The sequence below is a fragment of the Singulisphaera acidiphila DSM 18658 genome (assembly GCF_000242455.2).
Lineage (GTDB): Bacteria > Planctomycetota > Planctomycetia > Isosphaerales > Isosphaeraceae > Singulisphaera > Singulisphaera acidiphila.
This window is the reverse complement of the sequence record NC_019892.1, coordinates 9085709-9101500: the sequence shown is the minus strand read 5'-3', so window position 1 is coordinate 9101500 and position 15792 is coordinate 9085709. Positions and strand designations below refer to the sequence as shown.

The 15792-nt window shown below is 62.8% G+C and carries 15 protein-coding genes and 1 tRNA gene; 7 read left to right on the top strand and 9 right to left on the bottom strand.

What is annotated here, in order from left to right; translation table 11 throughout:
* The first annotated feature begins 138 nt into the window (after nt 1–138).
* The 4 genes from SINAC_RS35185 to SINAC_RS35175 all read left to right on the top strand — a co-directional run bounded on the left by SINAC_RS35185 (nt 139) and on the right by SINAC_RS35175 (nt 1875).
* The gene (locus SINAC_RS35185) at nt 139–660 is read left to right on the top strand and encodes an HD domain-containing protein (RefSeq protein WP_015250301.1); all 522 of its coding nucleotides are present in this window, start codon (nt 139–141) and stop codon (nt 658–660) included.
* Nucleotides 661–1167: 507 nt separating this feature from the next.
* A tRNA-Thr gene (locus tag SINAC_RS35180) sits at nt 1168–1240 on the top strand.
* A 113-nt stretch (nt 1241–1353) separates the two neighbouring features.
* Nucleotides 1354–1527: a hypothetical protein gene (locus tag SINAC_RS40740; RefSeq protein ID WP_015250300.1), complete on the top strand. Its 174-nt coding sequence runs from the start codon at nt 1354–1356 to the stop codon at nt 1525–1527.
* A 33-nt stretch (nt 1528–1560) separates the two neighbouring features.
* Entirely contained in the window at nt 1561–1875 is a 315-nt protein-coding gene (locus SINAC_RS35175) for a hypothetical protein (RefSeq protein ID WP_020466588.1), read from the top strand.
* Nucleotides 1876–1885: 10 nt separating this feature from the next.
* Here SINAC_RS35175 and SINAC_RS41640 read toward each other — a convergent pair whose 3' ends face one another.
* Complete coding sequence (locus tag SINAC_RS41640; protein ID WP_015250299.1) at nt 1886–2755, bottom strand: YkgJ family cysteine cluster protein; 870 nt, start codon at nt 2753–2755, stop codon at nt 1886–1888.
* Between the two features lie 407 nt (nt 2756–3162).
* Entirely contained in the window at nt 3163–3627 is a 465-nt protein-coding gene (locus SINAC_RS35165; protein WP_015250298.1) for a hypothetical protein, read from the bottom strand.
* A gap of 134 nt (nt 3628–3761) precedes the next feature.
* Here SINAC_RS35165 and SINAC_RS35160 point away from each other — a divergent pair, with 134 nt between their 5' ends.
* Nucleotides 3762–4124: a hypothetical protein gene (locus SINAC_RS35160; protein ID WP_015250297.1), complete on the top strand. Its 363-nt coding sequence runs from the start codon at nt 3762–3764 to the stop codon at nt 4122–4124.
* Between the two features lie 82 nt (nt 4125–4206).
* Here SINAC_RS35160 and SINAC_RS35155 read toward each other — a convergent pair whose 3' ends face one another.
* Together SINAC_RS35155 and SINAC_RS35150 are read right to left on the bottom strand one after the other, a co-directional pair.
* The gene (locus SINAC_RS35155) at nt 4207–4743 is read right to left on the bottom strand and encodes a glycine cleavage system protein R (protein ID WP_015250296.1); all 537 of its coding nucleotides are present in this window, start codon (nt 4741–4743) and stop codon (nt 4207–4209) included.
* Nucleotides 4744–4853: 110 nt separating this feature from the next.
* Nucleotides 4854–6443, bottom strand: a complete 1590-nt coding sequence (locus SINAC_RS35150) for a hypothetical protein (RefSeq protein WP_015250295.1) — start codon at nt 6441–6443, stop codon at nt 4854–4856.
* 304 nt (nt 6444–6747) lie between these two features.
* Here SINAC_RS35150 and SINAC_RS35145 point away from each other — a divergent pair, with 304 nt between their 5' ends.
* Entirely contained in the window at nt 6748–7599 is an 852-nt protein-coding gene (locus SINAC_RS35145; RefSeq protein ID WP_015250294.1) for an alpha/beta hydrolase family protein, read from the top strand.
* Between the two features lie 77 nt (nt 7600–7676).
* On the opposite strand, the gene SINAC_RS35140 is transcribed toward SINAC_RS35145, so the two are convergent.
* From SINAC_RS35140 to SINAC_RS35125, 4 genes are all read right to left on the bottom strand, one after another.
* Nucleotides 7677–8582, bottom strand: coding sequence for an extracellular catalytic domain type 1 short-chain-length polyhydroxyalkanoate depolymerase (locus SINAC_RS35140; RefSeq protein WP_015250293.1), 906 nt, complete (start codon nt 8580–8582; stop codon nt 7677–7679).
* An 88-nt stretch (nt 8583–8670) separates the two neighbouring features.
* Nucleotides 8671–9036 (bottom strand): DoxX family protein, encoded by a 366-nt coding sequence (locus SINAC_RS35135; RefSeq protein WP_015250292.1) that lies wholly within the window; start codon nt 9034–9036, stop codon nt 8671–8673.
* Between the two features lie 94 nt (nt 9037–9130).
* The gene (locus tag SINAC_RS35130; RefSeq protein WP_015250291.1) at nt 9131–10279 is read right to left on the bottom strand and encodes a glycosyltransferase family 4 protein; all 1149 of its coding nucleotides are present in this window, start codon (nt 10277–10279) and stop codon (nt 9131–9133) included.
* A gap of 217 nt (nt 10280–10496) precedes the next feature.
* On the bottom strand, nt 10497–11270 hold the full coding sequence (locus SINAC_RS35125; protein ID WP_015250290.1) for a hypothetical protein: 774 nt from the start codon (nt 11268–11270) through the stop codon (nt 10497–10499).
* 422 nt (nt 11271–11692) lie between these two features.
* Between SINAC_RS35125 and SINAC_RS35120 the strand changes: the two genes are divergently transcribed.
* Nucleotides 11693–13345, top strand: coding sequence for a sigma-70 family RNA polymerase sigma factor (locus tag SINAC_RS35120; RefSeq protein WP_015250289.1), 1653 nt, complete (start codon nt 11693–11695; stop codon nt 13343–13345).
* Nucleotides 13346–13664: 319 nt separating this feature from the next.
* Here SINAC_RS35120 and shc read toward each other — a convergent pair whose 3' ends face one another.
* A complete protein-coding gene (gene shc, locus SINAC_RS35115) occupies nt 13665–15782 on the bottom strand; it encodes a squalene--hopene cyclase (protein WP_015250288.1) in 2118 nt (705 codons plus the stop codon).
* Nucleotides 15783–15792: the final 10 nt, after the last annotated feature.

Below are 15792 nucleotides of genomic sequence, written 5' to 3'. Positions count from 1 at the left end.
GGCGTCCCCGCTTGACCCGCCGGGTTATCGACACGATTCTGGAGCAATCGGTTCGGCCGCTTCCAAGGGCCACTGTGCGGAGTTGGCTTCTCCCACCGGACCGGAATACCCCGATCATCGCTGGCGAGCAAGGCCGTCATGACCGCGAACCTTCCCTTGATCCTCCAGGCGGTCCTCGGTGACTATGCTTTGCCCTGGAACGGCGACCACGGCATTGCCCATTGGGCCCGGGTCCTTGAAAACGGGAGCAGGCTGGCCAGAGAGACAGGGGCCGACATCGAAGTCGTTTCGCTCTTCGCCGTCCTTCACGACTCACGGCGGATCAATGAGCACACGGACCCTGACCACGGCCCCCGCGCCGCCGAATTTGCCCGGACGCTTCGCGGCCGGCTCTTCGACCTTTCCGACCATGAGTTCAAGCTCTTGCACCGGGCCTGCTCCGGGCACACCTATGAGCTGACCCACCCTGATGTCACCATTCAGACTTGCTGGGATTCCGACCGGCTGGACCTCGGACGCGTCGGCATCACTCCGCACCCGAGCCGCCTCTGCACCAAGGCCGCCAAGCGGGCAGACACCATCCAGTGGGCCGACGCGAGGGGGAAAATGCACTTCGTTCCCGAGCGAGTGAAAAGCGAGTGGGGCATCAACCTGCCCTGAAGACAGTCCCCGTCCGTTGCTTCGAGTGCGGTCACTTCCCTGGGACCGCGGGCGCCCCGCCCGCTTTTTTGTCTTATTGTATTTTTGTTATTTTGATATAATTTGTTTCGAGAATTATTGATTTTTTCGATGTGTGTGCGAGGTCCGCCAATGCCCGGATGGTGGGTTGTCCTCGCTTCAGCCGATTCGCGATCTAGAGAGCCAAGGGAGAGAGAAGCCGCTGGCCGACCGGCGCGTTTCTCGCCCCCGGCGGGCCCGAGATACTTTCATCCATTGGCTGGCGATCTCCCCCATTTTCTTAGCTTGCTGAGACCGGTCTTGTCACGCTCACGGAATTTCAGTAATTTTATGATCGAAGAGCGGAACGGCTTTGAAGCAAAATGGGTCTCGAGACTCTTACGGCGATTGGTCTTTTTCCGGAAAAAATGACCGGATTGACGGTTGTCCCTCCTTGAGTTTCCTGCAAATTTCGCTACACTGTCCGTCGCAATAAGAAGTGCGATTGATGCCACCTTAGCTCAGTTGGTAGAGCGCAGCTTTCGTAAAGCTGAAGTCCAGGGTTCGAGTCCCTGAGGTGGCTTTCTCATAACTCCCTTCACCGAAAGCACTTAGCTTACCTATATCGATGGTCGGCGGCGCGGCCCGGAAGTCTAAAGTAGGTAGTACCTACTTCTTTCGGACACCAGGATCGCCATGCCGAGCCAGCCTCACCCGCCCAAATATCGTCATTACAAACCCAAGGATCTCGCCGTTGTGCACATCAACGGCTGCGATGTCTACCTGGGCAAGCACAATTCGCCCGAGAGCTGGGAGAAGTACAGCCGAGTCATCGCGGAATGGCGAACCAACGATGGTGTGCGCTCGTGATCCACGACGAGCGCCAGGGCTGACGCTGAACCGGTGAGAGCATCGGTCAACGACGTCATCCTGGCGTACTGGAAGTACGCCGAAGGCTACTACCGTCGTGCCGATGGATCGAACACCGAGGAAGTCGAGCAGATCCGGCTTGCCTTGCGGCCACTCAGGCGGCTCTACGGCCACACGCTCGCGCAGGATTTCAGCCCCAAGTCGCTGAAGCTCGTCCGGCAATCGATGATCGACTCCAGGCTTGGCCGGCGAACCATCAATCAGCACATTGGACGCCCGGCCATCGCCCCAAAAGAGATCCCCCGCTTGCGCCGCATCACGAAAAAGAGGATCATTTCTCAATCCTAAATAGGAACGCCTACGTCGATCCCTTTCTCCTTTCGAGATCATTGACAGCCTTCCGGTACACCTCCTCGAACTCCTGGTCGAGCTCGTCCGACCACGGGCCGGGAAAAACGCTCTCCCCGGTCGCGGTTTCGAATGCTTCGGGACGGCTGCGCCAGGTCTCTGCCAGCGTCGAATCCTCCGAGGCGATCTTGTAGGCCCTGACCAATTCGAGAAGGCGATACTCTACCGAGGCCGACTTGCATGCGATGGCCAGTCCCTCGCGGATCGCTCCGAATACAAGCTCCCGGAGGCCATTGGTATGCCCTTCAACTCCGGTTCCCGGATGCTCGTAGTCCTCTCTGCAATCCTCGACGTTGTACGATGAGTATCCCCGGCATGCGATCGGCCTGACTTCGTAGATCGTGCACTTGCCCGCCTCAAGGAAGGGACAATCCAACCTGACGCGATCCCTCTGGTTCATATCCATGCCCTCGGTCGCCGAGATATTGGCCTCGACGCGACGATCGAGCGCCGCTTGCCGCGCTTCGTCGAACCACTCGCGAACAAATGTGGCGATGGCCAAGACCTCCGGAGCCGAAGCCGCGACCGGAACCATGCAGCAATAGGTACAGCCGCTCCGGCACGCGACTCGGTGCCCGTCATGACAAGCCGCGTGAACTTGCCTGATCGAACGGTCGGTGAGCTCGTTTGCACTTCGCGCCAATTCGATGGTATTGAGAGCCGACGGCGGCCCTGACAGGATCTTCAGCGATTCCCCAGCCGCCGCAAACCGAGCTCGAATGACGACCGGCTCCTCGTTGAACCTCTCCGGTGGCGCGGAAGGTCGAACACGCTTCGCCTTTCTTCCAGGAGGTTTGGGGCGTTTGGGCTTGCGTTGCATTTGGAGGGTTTCTCACGCTGGTAGCGATGGTTCGTCGCGGGGAAACCCCATTTTACCCGAAATCGATGTCGCCAATGACTTCGGGATCCACGTCTGGAAAACCAGCGCGACTTGGAACGGCACTTCAAGCGACGGCCAATCTCACCTCGGGAGCGAGAGCTGATCGAGGCTCCGGGGAGATCGACAAGCGTAGTCTACGCCTGCTCCTACGGCACGGGACAGTTCAAGCGGGTGGGCAGACTTTTGATTGAGGAGCGATGACCAAGACGTGGAAGGGATGATCTCGCTCTGCCGCCGGGACGGTAGACTTCCTAGACCCGCCGATGCCGTGCGTGGGCCTTGCGGCAGCGGTCGCGAGCCTTCAAGAATCCGTGCAGGAAACAGAGGACCACCGCAATTTGAGGGAACTACGCCAGGAATGCGTTGCGCGTCGCCGCCCAGCCGTTGGTGTTGACCGTCTCGGGGGCGTACTCGGGTTCGACGTCGCGTGCCTCGGCCGCAAACACGCCGTAGGCCTCCTGGAGATGGGCGTCATCGGCCGAGGAGGCACTCAGCGCCACGCCCAAGACACAGCCGTCGCCGACGGTCGTCGCGATGTCGCCCTTTCGGCCGACCCAGTCGGCGTGATGCTCGTCAGCCGCCAGATGCGTGGGCAATGCCGCCGCGTCGCGGACGGTGGTCCCCACCAGGCTGTTGCGCCCCAACCGCTCGATGAGGCGATACCAGTACATCAGGCGGTCGGGCTGATGCCAGAGGTCGTCGTACTGCGGCCGGTTCATGGGAATGATGATCTGTTTGGCGCCGCGTGGCGGTTGCGGCGTGGGAGCCTTTCGTTCACGATGGATTTGCCGGGTCTTCGGTCGAGCGTCCATCTTTGCATTCTCTTTCCTGGTAAGAAGAAGAATGCCGCTGGCCGGATACCCTGCACTTCAATACCTGCAATCCGGTGGGGTCAGCCTTTTTTTATGTGTCTGTACCGTTTGTGTTGCCGAAGGGGACTTTCGGCATGTCGGCTCCCATCGTGGAGTTTCCCTTGAAACACTATCTACCCGTCGTGGTCACGATTGGGTTTAGCGTTGTGGGGGTTCTTGGCGACTACCTGCTCAAGCTCGCCAGCGACCAGAAGAACCCGCTGCGATCGGGTTGGTTCTACGTCGGCTTCGCCGTCTACGCCTCCACGGCGTTCGGCTGGGTGTATGTGATGCGGCACCTGAAGCTGGCAACCATTGGCGTCGTCTATTCCATTTCGATGATCCTCCTGCTCACCGGCCTTGGGAGCCTCGTTTTTCGAGAGCCGCTCAAAGTCCAGGAGCTTGTGGGGCTCATCATGGCGATTGCCTCGCTCGTCCTGCTGATGCGGTTTGCCTAATCCTCTCGGCAGGCCTTGTCAGGGCGACCCGGAGAAAGCCTGCCGGAGGAATGAGGCCCGCCAGCCTACGTGTGGTCTGGGCTTATGCGTTCTGCATTGCGAACACGTCGATCTCGACATTGAGCCGAACGCCGATCTTCTCGAGACCGGCCTCCCAGTCGGGGACCGAGAGGCTCGGGGGGATGACGACATGGGCGGTCATGGCGAAGAGAGGGGAGCCGGTGGTGGGCGCCGGGGTCGTTTCGGAGTCGATTGACTCGATGTTGACCCCGTTCTGCGAGAGGTACTGGGAGACCTCGTGGATGATCCCCTCGTGGTCCGCCCCTTGGACTTCGATTCGATAGGGGAGCCAGCCGGGGGGGACCTCGGCATGAGGGTGCTCCGCCACCGTCGTCGTGATCTTGTAGCCCTGGGCTGTCAGGCTGGCCAGGTCGACATCGAGTCCGTCAAAGGGCTCCGAAGGGAGGGAGACGAGCATCAGGACCGCGAATTCGCCGCCGAGGCGGACCATTCGGCTGGTGGTCACGTTGCCGCCACGGGCGAGCAACAGTCCGGTCACCTCGTGAACGATTCCGATCCGGTCGGGGCCGGTCAATGTCAGGACGTAATTCCGCTGCATGGAGAGTGACCTCACCCGTTTTGGCCCGTGAAACGATCCGCAATAATAAAAGTCGCAAGTGCTGATTGCTTTGGCGATAGCTCTGCCACGGTCCCTTTGTCACTGCGCGACTACTTGCTTGGCTCGGATGTATCCGCGGCGACCTGCAAGAATTTCAGTTGCGCGGGGCCGTACAGCCCTTGGCCAGGAATCAACCGGCCATTTCGGAGGACGTCGGCGGAGGGCCGTTCGTTGGGAAGGCTCCGGTTCGCTTCGCCGACGAGGGTTCCGTCCTGAAGAACGCGGATGGTTTTGTGGTCAAGCACGACCTGCAATTGGGTCGAGCCTGCCGTCCATCGCAATGGAGCGGCGACATGGCCGGGCCGGCTCATCCGGTAGACGCGCCCGTACTCTTTGCGGGCGGCTTCGTCGAGGAAGTTGTCCTCGGGGGACCACGGTTTCGAACTCTTCGCGGACGTGGAGACGAACAGGTCGTTCCCCAGGGGGACCAGGCTTGTGAGACGCTGCCCCCACTGGTTGAGTACTGCGCCTCGGGCTGTCGCTTCTGTTTCGTAGGGATGCGTCGTGGCTGCCGTCACCGCGGGTTGGCTGAACATCCGGCGCACGAGGTTCCACGCTCCCGAATTCGGCTGCAATCGCCAGAGCTCTGCCCAGGGCCAGATGCCCGCGTAGACGTCGCCACCATGCAGACTTAGCGTCTGTGCCTCGCGTGCGTTCCGGGAAACACCCGGCATGACGGGGGGGAATCCTGCTTTGAGGCTGAGTGCGTTACCGTCATACTCGAGAATTTCACCGCTGGGATAGTGGCCCAGCCAGAGTGCTTCGCCCACGTTCAGGGCACAATAGACCTGGTGGCTTTTGCCGTCGGGAGAGCGGAGCGTTTCCCAGCGATCGTCCCTCAGGCGATAGACACCCCCTTGATTGGTCGTCACCAGGACGTCACTTTTGAGTTGCCCCATCGCATAAGGGAACTCCCCTTTTTTGCCGAGTTGCAGGGGGATCGCCCCTGTCGGTGAGAGCGGCTCCGTTTGTCCTGGCCGCCATCTCCAGGTGAGGAAGCGTTCGACCCGGGCGTCGTTGCGATCGAAATGGTTCCAGAGCACGAGCTGACCCTGGGCATAGTAGGGGCGGCTCAGGTTCCCCTGGCTTTCGGGCCAAGTGAGAATCACCCGGTCTTTGTAACGGACTTCGCGGTCATTGACTGTCAGGAGACCGTCGGCGATCGGCGTCGCCTCCGGACTGACGCCCTCGGCCAGATCCCAGCGCCTTGTGGTTTCGTTGAAGCTTCGGACGCTGAGATCGAGGCCGTCTGCTGCGGAACGCGCGTAGACTCGTCCGCCACGGTCGAAGAGGTAGACCCCCGCGTCGTCGTTCACCCGAGGGAGGGCCTCGAATGTTGGGGGGGCCTCATTCCGCTCGAAGACGTGCAAGAGGTGTCGGTCCGCGCGATCAAACGTGTTGTAAGCACCCAGGAACCCCGCGCCCAGAAGCGTTTGCCCTTCTGCCGTGCGAACCTCGAACAGAGTGCCGAAGTTCTGGCCGAGATCTTCGCCGCGGTCCAGGGTGATTGTGTAGAGGCGTTCCGGGCCCGGGCCGCTGCCGGCACTGGGAATATCGGAGGCCTGAGTAGGGGTAACAAGAGTGATCAGGACGACCGCCATCCTGACCATCAGGGTGGTTTCGAAGCGATTCAATGTCATCGTTTCCCTCGTGTTCCGTCGCTCCGGTTGGCAGCGGTTGGGGCCACTTGGCGTCGGAACCCCACGGCGAGGGCGTCCGCTCCCCGTCGGAATTCCTCGAATGACCAGCAGACCAGTAGACACTAAGACAAGCAAGGGACTATTTCGGATGATCCCCCTGGAATCATTGAGGAGGCAAACTTCTTGATTCGCCCGGGTAGGGGGGGGCGATCGTCGCCGGGCAGGATAGGATTCTTACCTTCGTCGCAAGGGGCCGCGAACTACCCCTTTGGGATTCCACCCAGCGACCTTAAGGACCATGGCCATGAATATCCTGTCCGTCATTGGACTGATCGTTGTAATGACCACGACGATCCAAGGGGCCGAAGCCGAACCCAAGCCGTTCCCCGGCAAGGTGAGCCGCTGGGAGGGCTTTGTCCGGCACGACTTCGAGGTCGACGGCGTCCAGGTCATTGTCGTGGAACCGAAAGCGCCCAAGCCAGGCCGCCCTTGGGCCTGGCGCGGCGAGTTCTTCGGCGCTTTTCCCAACGCCGACATCGCACTGCTGAACCAAGGCTGGCACCTGGCCTCCATGTCTGTTCCCAACCTGTTCGGTGCTCCCAAGGCTGTCGCCCACTGGGAAAAGTTCTACGACGTGCTGGTGAATGACCATCAGTTGCACCCGAAGCCCGCCTTGATCGGACTGAGCCGAGGCGCTCTCTACTGCATGGCCTGGGCCGTGGCCCACCCTGAGAAAACGTTGCTCGTCTACCTCGATAACGGTGTCTGCGACTTCAAGAGTTGGCCCGGCGGCAAGCCGAAAGGGCTTGGCCAAGGCGAAGGCTCGGCTCCCGAGTGGGCGAACCTGCTCAAGGCTTACCACTTTAAGGATGACCGCGAGGCGATGGCCTCGACGCTCAACCCGGTTGACCGCCTCGTCCCGCTTGCCAAGGCCAGGGTCCCGATCTTGTTGGTCTATGCCGACAGCGATCCTGTCGTCCCCCACCGGGAAAACGGGGAGGTCCTTTACGACCGCTACAAGACCCTGGGCGGTCCGGTGGAGCGGATCATCAAACCAGGACTGGGCCATCACCCGCATGGCCTGACCGACCCGCGCCCGATCGTCGAATTCTTCGACCGGACGTGGCTGGCCGCACACCCTATCACAACTCGTTAATGAGTCGATGTGTGTGATCGTGAGTGTTGGTGCATGTGTCGTGCGGGGATGAAACCGAGGGGGCTCGCCGTTCCTCCTCAGGGTTTCGGATGTCTCTGGAAGAATTCCCAGATGAGGTCGGAGGCTGAGATGTCCTTCGTGCTCTTCCCGAGCCCGGGCAAGGGGACGGTCGTCGTTCGCCCGGGCCAGGTGTGGCCGCCCCCCTCAATGGCGTAGAGGATAACCTCTGCGCCTTCTTTTCCCGGCCCGTAGGTTGTTATTGAGACGGAGGTACCGTCATTGGCCAGGTCGGGCGCCTTGGCGATCATCGGGGGGCTCGGACAGCCGTTGGCAATGGCCCAGGACTGGATCGAGGACTCGACCGACTTGAAGAAGAGATCCTTGGGAGTGCGTTCGTCCGGCCCGTGGAAGAGGACGAGCGGGTCATGGGTCCCGTGAAAGTGCATGACCGGGACGGGGCGGAGGGGGCGACAGGTCTCGGTCGCCATGGTGCCCGCGACCGGGGCGATGGCGGCGATCCGGTCGGAGAGCTCCGATGCCAGGCGATAACACATCATCGCCCCGTTGGACATGCCGGTGGCAAAGACTCGGTTGGGGTCGACGTTGACCACCGTGGCGAGGTCGTCGAGCAGTTTCGCCACGAACCCGACGTCGTCCGAAGGCTGGGCTCGGACGCCTCCCGCATCCCAGAACAAGAGGAGGTTGGAACGCCCGGTCCCGTTCGGATAGACGGCCACGAAACCCGCCTGATTCGCCTTCTCGCTCAGTCCGGAGTATCGGGCCATGAGCGGTCCGTTCATCACCGCCGAGTGAAATGCCAACACCACCGGCGCAGGCTGTTTCGGGTCGTGCGACGGGGGAATGTGGACCAGATAGGACCGAGTCTGTTCGCCGATCGTCAGCACTCGCAGGTGATCGCCTGGCGGGAGCGGCGCCGCCGCAAGCGTCGGCAATGTGACCAAGAGGAGTACGCTGAGGTTCATGGAGGTCCCGCATTGAATCGACGCTTTGAGAGAACCAGACACTATCTCCATTGTAGGGAAGGGACGCGGCCGTTTTGAAGGTGCCGGTTTAACGAGGCTTGGTATACGCATAGGCCCAGAGGATGAGCAACCCTTGCAACGGCAAGCGAAGCAGGTGAACGAGCGGCGGGAGGTGGAACAACTCCTGGTGCTGGTAGATATAGATGTTCGCCGGGAAAACGGCGATCAGCAAGGCGATGAGTCCCCAGGCGGCGTAGGTCGATGTCTTCGGGATCAGGAGCAGAATCCCGAGGGCGATCTCGGCGACGCCGCTCAGGAGAACGAGCGGGCGATGAAGCGGTAGGTAAGGGGGCATCATCTTGACATAGAAGTCGGTCGCGATGAAATGGCCGACGCCTCCAGCGACAAAAAGGGCGGCGAAAAGGACCTTGCCGACGAGCTTTCCAAAAATCATCGAAAGTCCCTCACACGCCCTTGGTCTGGCTGAATCCGGAGGCCTTGCTGCCGAGGCAAGCAAGGCCTCCTCGATCGCTTTGAAGAGGATTCGCTCAGCGCGGGCCGTTGGCCAGGGCTTTTTTGTAGACGTCGATATAGCGATCGATGTTGCGTTCCATGCCGAAGTACTCTTCGGCGACGGGGCGCGTGGCGGCGCTGAGGCGGGAGGCGAGGGCCGGGTCGGTGAGGACCTTGATGATTCCGTCGGCCAAGGGGTCGGGAGCCACGGGGGTCAGATGGCCGGCGCCGGTGGCGCCGAGGATGGTCGTGTAGTCGCCGAAGTCGGTCGCCACGATCGGGCGGCCCGAAGCGAGGTAGACGGCGATCTTGCTCTGCACCGAGTAGTTCTCGCGGCAGGCGAGCCGGGGGTGGACCAGCACGTCGGCGCGGCGGGTCAGGGCGACGACTTGTTCGGGGGTCTGGCCTGTCAGGACGATCAGCTTCGCGCCGTGGGGGCCGAGCTGGGCCCGGTACTCGTCGCCAGCGGAGGCCGGGCCGCCGACGAGAACGCAGCGGGCCTCGGGCAGCGCCTCGAAGATGCGCGGGAGCGACTCGATCAGGATCGGCACCCCTTGGTTGGGATGAACGATGCTGCCGACATACATGACCACCTTGTGCTCGGGACCCACGCCCGGGATGACGGCCGGCTCGCTCTCGCGCTCGTATTCACCCAGATCAATTCCTGGATAGATCACCGAGACCCGATCGGCGGGGACCCCTTTTTCCTCGACGACCACCTTCTTGACCGGCTCGCCAAGGGCGATCACCGCCGCCGCGTGCTGGCAGACCCGCCGTTCGACGGTCACGTAGAACCGGAACGAGAGCCCCCGTCCCAGCCGTTGACGCTCGAACTCGTCTCCGAGGAGGGAGTGGATCTCGTAGACCAGGGGCCAGCCGTACCGCTGGCAGGCGAAGTATGCACGGGTGGCTCCGCCGTAATGCTGGGCGTGGACCAAGTCGAAGGGATGCTCTTTCGCGATCCGTTTGAGGCCGCTGAGCCAGGTGCGCGGGGGAAGCGTGTAGGAAGGCGTGCCCTCGAATTCGCCCCGAGTCATCTTCCCCAACGGCGGTCGCGCTTTCAGGTGGGCCAGGACGACGTCCACGCCTCGGGTCTTCAACGCACGGAGGATTTTGATCGGAAGCATCGCCGTGCCGTCGTATTCACCGGGGACCGGAAACGACGTGACCATCAAGATTCGCATCGAAGGAGGCTCCGTCCGCGTTCGAGATTATCCACAAAGAATCAGAAGGTGCTGATGTCCCGGTTAAGGAACTCGAAAAAAATAAAGAATGAAGTCTCGGTCCCCCGCGAAGGGGGCTGACAAGGCTTTCGACGGAGCGAAAGGGAGGGGCCAAGTCGTCTTTGGCCTTCCAGCGATCGACCTCTGACGTTGCTCGCCGGCTCGCTCGTCCGATGGATTATTTCTGCTGGGGATAGACCACGCGGACCGGCTCTTTGCGATGGCGCTGATTGCGGGTGAGCGCACCGCCGAGGCGGCGGTCGAGACCCTCGATGGCGGCGTCGAGGACGCTGCGCGCGGTGTCGAGGTGCCGCGGTCGGAGGGCGTACGGATCGCGTGGCAGGCCGGTCCGGGGATAGAGGAGACTGTCCGGGGAGACGGGCAGCCCTGACGGTGTCTGGTGAGGTTCGAGCGGCTCGTAGGCGGCGTCACTGCGGGGCGAGCGGTAGTAGGCTTTCCGCTGGGCGGCGGGGCCGGGGTAGAGCCAAGATGTCCGCAGGGCCAGCATCTCGGCGAACTGCGGCCAGGGGGCCAGTTCGGTGTCGAATGCCCCGGTCGGTCCTTCGGCCACGATCGCCGGGAGGAGGCGCCAGGCGTCGGCCAAGGGGGAGGGGCGGCCCGGGTCGGCGATCAGGGCCGTCAGCTCGGGGCGTCCAAGCTCGACTGCGGCCTGGTGGACCAGGGCCTCGGCGCTGGCGATGTAGAGGAGCAGCGCACCACGTGCCAGCCGGCTGGCTTCGCTCTCCGACCGGACGAGCCGAAGATGACTCTGGGTGTGGAAGTGCAGGGCGTCCTGGTAGAGGCAATGAAACGGGCTGATCACCGTCTCGATCACCCAGCCCGACGTCTCGGGGCGCCCTCGCGATCCGTTCAACGGGCCTTCACGCTCAGCCACAGCCCGGTCGGGGCCGGAGTGGCGAGCGGGCTCAGACCCGGGATTTTCATCCCGCATGGCGATTCCCGTTTCCTCTGGATCAGATCAAAAAATCGCGAGGGTTTTCCTTGCGGGGCGCCCCACGCGGCATGCGTATGGAGACCTCGTCATTCGTAGGAGACGCCTCGGATCAAGACTTCGCGACCGGGCGCGCTGCCCCGGCTGTCTCGAACCTTTTTTTCGAGACGTTCTCAGAGCGTACCACATTCGTCTCTCGGCGTACAATCGCCGTAAGTTACCCGTGTCGCCCCATTTTCAGGCGTTCACGACGCTGCGGGGACTCATGCGGGTGCTCCACCTGCTTCCTTATGATGTTCTTCCCAAAAAAAAGTGGGAACCCGCACTTCCTGGCCGGACACTACGGGTCAATGGGGGACTGAACCCGATCAGGGAGGACAGGCCTTTGGCAACCGATCAGGGGGGGTAGCATCCTGCGACAATTGCACACACTGTTTTGTCTGGGGGCCGCCGGCCAGCTCACGGATGGCCAACTCCTGGCCCGGTTCATGGAACGTGGGGGGGAGGCGGCCGACGCGGCTTTCGAGACGCTCGTTGAGCGTCACGGCCCAATGGTCCTCCGGGTCTGCCTGCGCGTTTTGGATGACCCACATGATGCTCAGGATGCGTTTCAGGCAACCTTCCTGATCCTGGTGCGCAGGTCATCCTCGGTTCGTCGTCGCGATTCCCTCGGGAGTTGGCTGCACGGTGTCGCTCTGCGGGTGGCGGGAAACGCCCGAAGGAAAAACCTCAGGCGTCGCCGGTACGAGCGACGGAGCGCTGAGCGTGCGGCCGAGGTCGATGTCTGTCCCGACGAGGGGGGCAGGCTGGATTTGAAGCGGCTCTTGCACGAGGAACTCGGCCGTTTGCCTGATCGGTATCGCGCGCCGATGGTTCTCTGCTACCTCGAAGGGCACACCTGCGAGGAGGCGGCCCATCGCTTGAGCTGGCCTTTGGGGACCGTCAAGAGCCGGTTGGCCCGAGGTCGTGAGCGGCTCCGGGGTCGTCTCCTCCGCCGTGGCGTCGCGCCGACGGTTGGGACGTTCATGGCGGCGCTTGCCGGCGAGCGTGCTGTTGGAGCGATTCCGGTGGCGATTGAAGACGTGACGATTCGCGCTGCGATCGGACTCGCGGCGGGTCGAGGGGGGGCCGTCGAGGTGGGCTCGTCGGTCGCCACGGAACTCATGGAAGGAGCGTTGAGGACCATGCTTGTTACTTCTCGGAAGGTGATTGCGGCGGCCTTGCTGGCCGTTGGGGTCGCCGTGGTCGGTACGGGCTCTCTGACGCAGCGGGCCGTGGGCGACGACCCGGCACCACCTCCACGTGAGTCGGAGATGATTGCGCTGCCCTTGTATGTCGTCGAACCTCCGGACATGATCCGCGTCGATCTCCACGAGTCGTTGCCGGGCCGGCCGATTCGGGGCGATCGCTTGGTCCGCCCTGACGGTCGAATCAGCATGGGGTATTATGGCCAGGTCTACGTGGCCGGTCTGACGGTCAGTGAGATCAAGGAGAAAATCATCCTTCATCTCCGCAAGTATCTCACGGAAGAACAGCTCGGCCTGGTTATACCCGACTCGGCGCGAAGTGGCCGATCAAGGCCGGTCTCGCCCGCCGACTCCACGCGGGTCAGCGTCGAGGTGGTCGCTTTCAACAGCAAGGCTTACTACGTGCTAGGCGACGTCGCCACGCCTGGTCGAATGCCAATTACCGGCAGCGAGACGGTGCTCGACGGCTTGAACTGCGCTGGAGGCCTGCTTCCCTCTGCGGCGGTCTCAAACATCCGGCTGGTTCGCCCCGAGCCGGGGGGATCGAACCTCGAGAAATTCCTGAAGGTCGACTACCGGGCGATCGTCGAGAATGGGGACCCCGCAACCAACTACCAAATCCGTCCGGGCGACCGCTTGATCGTCTATCGCGACCCGAAATCCAGGCTGATGCAAGAGCAAGAGACGAAGGCACAGGAAACCAATGCCATGATCGAACGCCGGTTGAGCGCAGTGGAGCAGCGACTTGACCGGGTCATCGAACTGCTGGAAGGGAGGACTCCCCCTTCATCCGCCAAAGAATCGGAGCCGGAACCCGAGACACCTTAGCGGTGCATCCGGCGGGTTCGTTGACGTCGAAGGTTGAGTTGGAGCCGCACGGCCGGCACGGCCGTGATTCCTCACCAGTGCACGCGAGATCGAGGGGGGCTGAGGGAAAACGGCCGGACCGGTCGCTCATCAGGACTTGCCGGATGCACCAGTGGAGATGATTCCCCCTCGACGCGACTCGAGGAGCAAGCAGAGGGGGACGACGAGGCTGATAGACGAGGTGGTGTGCGGAACAGAGCACCTTGTCCATCGGCCTCGTTTTTTTTGATTTGCTCTGACCGAGGAACGTGCGTGTTCCCTCGTGGAGTTGCGACGTTTCTCAGAGGAACTTCCGGGTTGCCGCTTCGACGTCGGTGTGGGCTTGCTCGGCCGTCCGCTCGCCGAGGATTGGCCCCTCGTATCGTGTGTGGCCGGAATGCATGCGGACGGACCCGAAGTGGCTTTTCGCTCGGCCCAGGGCCATGAGTGGGAAGTAGTGCCGGTAGAGGTTATAGTTGATCATGAACCCGCGTTGCAGGGCTGTGTCCTGCTCGAGTCCGTCGGCCACGTGCTGCAGGTCGATGCGATGCCCGACGCCGTAGCCGGGGAATCCGGTGCCGGTGTACTCCGGTTCGTTCCAGGTGCCGGACACCTGGCGGTCGAGCAGGAAGGTGATCCCTCGGCGGATGATTTTGTCGAAGCCGCGAGTCTCGATGGCCAGCAGCCCCATCAGGGCCCAGCCGGTCTGTGATGCCGTGCTGGTGCCAACGCCTCGGAGCGTGGCGTCCATGTACGAGGCGCACGTCTCGCCCCAGCCGCCGTCGGGGTTCTGCCGCGAGGCGAGCCACTCGGCCCCTTGGCGGATCCAGGGCTCGCGCGTGTCGATGCCGACCGCCCGAAGCGCAGGGAGGACGGCGGCAGTGCCATAAATGTGATTCACACCCCAGCGTCCGAACCAGCTCCCATCGTCCTCCTGCTCGGCCCGGAGGAAGCGGACGGCCCGGGCGACGGCCGGGTCGTCGAGCGTTCGGCCCCCGGCGGCCAAGGCCTCGATGACGTGCGCGGTGACGTCGGAACTCGGCGGATCGATCAGCTCGCCGAAATCACTGAACGGGATCTTCGTCAGCCAGGCGTGGGTGTTGTCGCGGTCGTAGGCCCCCCAACCGCCGTTGGAGCATTGCATGCCCAGAAGCCAATGGGTCGCCTTCTCGATCGCGTCGTCGAACCGCGAGGTGGGCTCGGGGGACTGCTCACGGAGGCGATGGAGGACGAGCAGGGCCACCGCCGTGTCGTCAATGTCGGGGTAGTGGCGGTTGGTGCGCTGGAAGGCCCATCCACCTCCGGTCAGCTTGGGCGACTGGACCTTCCAGTCGCCGGGAAAGGTGATCTGGTGGTCGAGCAACCACTGGACGGCCGCCTCCATCGAGGGGCTGTCCTTGAGCTGGCAGCCGCAGTCGAGTATCGCTTGCAGCGAGAGGACGGTGTCCCAGACGGGAGACTCACTGGCCTGGAGATAGGTTGCGCCTTCACGCTCGTAAGACCAGTACGAATTGAACCCGTCCAGCCCGGCCCGAACCACCGGATGGTCGAGCGGGTAGCCCTCCTGGTTCAAGGCCATCAAGGCATAGATCCAAGGGGGCTGAATCCCGGCCCACGACCCGTCCGACTCCTGGTGCTTGATGATCCACTCCAGGCAGAGCCGGATCGCCGTTTCACGCCCTGGCTGGATCGGTGAGTTGGAGTACCACCGCAACATGCGGTCAATCAGGTAGAATGGACCTTCCCAGGAGATCCAGCGATGTCGACGCGGGAGGCGATGATCGGGGTGATTGCGGCCTTCGGGGAAAAGTTCGTCCAGTCGCCGGTCCGGGGGCAGGGGGCGCGTGGCTTTACGGGCCGAGAGGATCGTCAGGGGGAGGATCGTGCCACGGGCCCAGGTGGCGAACTGGTAGATGTTGAACGGCATCCAAGGGGGCAGGTAGATCAGCTCGGGGGGGAGCGTCGGCGTCTCGCTCCAGGGCCACTCGCCGATCAGGGCCAGCCAGTATTTTGTGAAGTTGCGCAGGCGGCTCATGCCGCTGTGCTGCTGAATCCAGGCTCTCGCCTCGCGCAAGGGGCGGGATTCCGGATCCTCACCGGCGGCGCGGAGGGCCGCATAGCACTCGACGGTCGTGTTGATGTCCCCGCCTTCGGCCCCTTGGTAGACCTCCCACGCCCCGTCCTCGCGTTGCTGGTTGAGGATCGCCTGGACGACTCCCGGCAGCTTGGGGTCGTCGCTCACGCCGAGGACGTGCATCGCCAGGATCCACTCGGCCTCCATGCACGAGTTCGACTCGACTGCGCCGACCCAGAAACCGGCAGCCTTTTGATCCGCCTGGAGCCAGGCAAGCGACTCCGCGATCCCGAGGCCGAGCACGTCCGACGAGTCTCGAGGGGGAACGGTGGGGGCGAGTGTCATCCTTAACGTC

What these genes read in the sequence shown, in the direction of transcription:
- SINAC_RS35185 (WP_015250301.1), top strand. Translation starts at nt 139, where the DNA reads ATGACCGCGAACCTTCCCTTGATCCTCCAGGCGGTCCTCGGTGACTAT.
- SINAC_RS40740 (WP_015250300.1), top strand. Translation starts at nt 1,354, where the DNA reads ATGCCGAGCCAGCCTCACCCGCCCAAATATCGTCATTACAAACCCAAG.
- SINAC_RS41640 (WP_015250299.1), bottom strand. Translation starts at nt 2,755, where the DNA reads ATGCAACGCAAGCCCAAACGCCCCAAACCTCCTGGAAGAAAGGCGAAG.
- SINAC_RS35165 (WP_015250298.1), bottom strand. Translation starts at nt 3,627, where the DNA reads ATGGACGCTCGACCGAAGACCCGGCAAATCCATCGTGAACGAAAGGCT.
- SINAC_RS35160 (WP_015250297.1), top strand. Translation starts at nt 3,762, where the DNA reads ATGTCGGCTCCCATCGTGGAGTTTCCCTTGAAACACTATCTACCCGTC.
- SINAC_RS35155 (WP_015250296.1), bottom strand. Translation starts at nt 4,743, where the DNA reads ATGCAGCGGAATTACGTCCTGACATTGACCGGCCCCGACCGGATCGGA.
- SINAC_RS35150 (WP_015250295.1), bottom strand. Translation starts at nt 6,443, where the DNA reads ATGACATTGAATCGCTTCGAAACCACCCTGATGGTCAGGATGGCGGTC.
- SINAC_RS35145 (WP_015250294.1), top strand. Translation starts at nt 6,748, where the DNA reads ATGAATATCCTGTCCGTCATTGGACTGATCGTTGTAATGACCACGACG.
- SINAC_RS35140 (WP_015250293.1), bottom strand. Translation starts at nt 8,582, where the DNA reads ATGAACCTCAGCGTACTCCTCTTGGTCACATTGCCGACGCTTGCGGCG.
- SINAC_RS35135 (WP_015250292.1), bottom strand. Translation starts at nt 9,036, where the DNA reads ATGATTTTTGGAAAGCTCGTCGGCAAGGTCCTTTTCGCCGCCCTTTTT.
- SINAC_RS35130 (WP_015250291.1), bottom strand. Translation starts at nt 10,279, where the DNA reads ATGCGAATCTTGATGGTCACGTCGTTTCCGGTCCCCGGTGAATACGAC.
- SINAC_RS35125 (WP_015250290.1), bottom strand. Translation starts at nt 11,270, where the DNA reads ATGCGGGATGAAAATCCCGGGTCTGAGCCCGCTCGCCACTCCGGCCCC.
- shc (WP_015250288.1), bottom strand. Translation starts at nt 15,782, where the DNA reads ATGACACTCGCCCCCACCGTTCCCCCTCGAGACTCGTCGGACGTGCTC.